Consider the following 2550-nt stretch of genomic DNA (forward strand, 5'->3'; position numbering starts at 1 on the left):
TGTCGACGGCCATCGTAAGCTCCCCACTGGCGGCCATTTATGGCGCATTTTGTGGCCATGGTTTCTCCCCGCGTACGGCCAGATAGTTCCCCACCTGCTGTGAGTCAGATTCGGTCCCGGCAACGCTGGGTGGATGAAATCGAGCAGGGAGATCATGGAAATTTTGGAGGCGTACGACCTCACGGGTAGTTATCGGGCGGCGGCGGAGCTGGCTGGGTGTGATCACCACACGGTGGCCCGGTATGTGCAGATGCGCGCTGCGGGGCAGCCGCCGGACCGCCGGCGGCATCGAGCGCGGGCGATCGACGACTTTCTGCCGAAGATCGAGGAGTTGGTGGTCCGCTCGCAGGGCAAGGTCCGCGCGGATGTCATCCACGAACGGATCGTCGCGCTGGGGTTCACCGGCGGTGAGCGGACCACGCGCCGGACGGTCGCGGAGGCGAAGGCCCAGTTTCGGGCTGGTCGGCGGCGAGTGTATCGGCCGTGGGTAACCGAACCTGGGCTGTGGTTACAGTACGACTTCGGTGACGGGCCAACGATTTCCGGCCGGAAGACGACGTTGTTCTGCACATGGTTGGCGTGGTCGCGATTTCGGGTGGTGATCCCGATCTGGGACAAGACATTGCCGACGGTGGCGGCGTGTTTGGATGCGACATTCCGCCGCTTGGGCGGGGTTCCGGTCTATGTCCTCACCGACAACGAGAAGACCGCGACGATCGATCACGTGGCCGGGATCGCGGTCCGCAATCCGGAGATCGTGGAGGTGGCACGGCATTACGGCACGACGCTGCGGACGTGTTTACCTGCTGATCCGGAGTCGAAGGGAGGAAGTGAGGCGACGGTGCGGATCGCCAAAGCCGACCTGTTGCCGAAGGAGGTGAACCTGCGCGAGCAGTATCACTCTTTCGGTGAGCTCGAGTCGGCTTGCCGGCAGTTCTGCACCGACGTCAACACCCGCGTCCACAGCTCTACTCGGCGGCGGCCGGTCGAGCGGCTGGCCGAAGAGTTGCAGCGGCTGCATCCGCTGCCGAAATCTCCGTTCACCGCGGTGTTCGGCACTACCCGGCGGGTGAACTGGGAGTCGACGATCTCGGTGGAAGGGGTGCGGTATTCGGTGCCGCACACGTTGATCGACACTCGGGTCTGGGCCCGCTTCCATGGTGAGGAGCTGATCGTGACCGCCGTCGACAATGATGGCGGTGCAGTCGAAGTCGCGCGGCACCGCCGCGGCCAACCCGGTTCACCGGTCCTCGACAACGACCACTACCCACCCCGCCCAGACCGCGACGCCGCCGACCGGGTGCCCAAGCCTCGTACCGCCGCCGAGCTCGCCTTCCTACAGTTGGGCCAGGGTGCCAACAGCTGGCTGGTCGAGGCTGCCGCCGCGGGAGCGCGCCGCATCAGGGCGAAGATGGCCGAGGCCGTGGACCTTTCGAAGCTGCACTCCCCGGACGCAGTCGACAGAGCGTTGGGGACGGCGGCGATGACCGGCCGGTTCGCCGATCGGGACCTGATCTCGATCCTCGACTACCAAGTCACCCACGAACACGCTGATCCGGTCCGTCGCAGCGAGAACCACACTCTGCAACCGGGCACCGCCGCCTGGTCCACCTTCGGCCAGACACCAGCGCCGGCCAGCCCAGCCACTACTGACGATGAAAGCGATGACGCCTGATGAGCACCCCTTTGCGCACTGTTACCAGCGCTAACGGCGACCCGTTGGCCGAGGCGATCGACCTGACTAAACGCCTGAAACTGCCCCATATCCGCAGGTCCTTGAGCGATATCATCCCGACCGCGAAAGCCCAACGCTGGGACCCCGCCGAAGTCGTGCGGGTTCTCCTCGCTGAGGAAGCCGCCGGCCGGGACCGGGCGAACCTGCACACTCGCCGCAAACGCGCGGGTTTCCCTACCGGCAAGACCTTCGGCGACTGGGACGAAACGAAATCGTCGATTCCCCGCGCCACCCAGGACGCGCTCCGCACCCTGGAGTGGGTCGGGCGGCGTGAATGTTTCTGCGTCTGTGGGCCTTCGGGAACTGGCAAGTCTCACTTCACCGAGGCACTCGGGCAGGCCGCAGTCGAAGCTGGGCTGGCGGTGTCTTGGTTCACCATCGAAGACCTCGGTGCCCTGGTCCGCCGGCACCGTGCCGACGACTCCATCGCCCGAGCCCTGACGAGGATCATCCGCTCCGACCTGATCATCGTCGACGACATCGGTCTGCTCCCGGTCTCTGAAGACGCCGCCGAAGGATTCTATCGCCTCGTCGACGCTGCCTACGAACGCCGAGCGATTGCCGTCTCGAGCAACCTGCACCCCTCCGGCTTCGACGAGATCATGCCCAAAACATTGGCCACCGCCACCGTTGACCGGCTCCTGCACCATGCGCACGTCGTCGTCACCGACGGCGACTCCTTCCGCCTCACCGAAGCCACCACCGGCAAGGGGGTGAAGCCCTTCAGCTAACCCAAATCAGAAAGCGGGTGGGGAAAAACAACTGGCCGCCACCGGGGAGAACCCGTGGCCACCAGCGGGGAGAACTACTGGCCG

At 65.3% G+C, this 2550-nt stretch carries 2 protein-coding genes; both read left to right on the plus strand.

Features of this window, described 5'->3' with window-relative positions; all coding sequences use genetic code 11:
- Window positions 1-133 precede the first annotated feature (133 nt).
- The gene (gene istA / locus H7C86_RS36800; RefSeq protein WP_086558015.1) at window positions 134-1675 is read left to right on the plus strand and encodes an IS21-like element IS1415 family transposase; all 1542 of its coding nucleotides are present in this window, start codon (window positions 134-136) and stop codon (window positions 1673-1675) included.
- A complete protein-coding gene (gene istB / locus H7C86_RS36805) occupies window positions 1675-2466 on the plus strand; it encodes an IS21-like element IS1415 family helper ATPase IstB (RefSeq protein WP_003944771.1) in 792 nt (263 codons plus the stop codon). Before istA ends, istB begins: the two co-directional genes overlap by 1 nt.
- Window positions 2467-2550 lie beyond the last annotated feature (84 nt).

Origin of the sequence: Rhodococcus sp. UFZ-B548, from assembly GCF_903819475.1 — a bacterium.
Classification (GTDB): Bacteria; Actinomycetota; Actinomycetes; order Mycobacteriales; family Mycobacteriaceae; genus Rhodococcus_F; species Rhodococcus_F erythropolis.

Excerpts from the sequence above, each read along its gene's own strand:
- istA (WP_086558015.1), top strand. The coding sequence starts at position 134 with ATGAAATCGAGCAGGGAGATCATGGAAATTTTGGAGGCGTACGACCTC.
- istB (WP_003944771.1), top strand. The coding sequence starts at position 1,675 with ATGAGCACCCCTTTGCGCACTGTTACCAGCGCTAACGGCGACCCGTTG.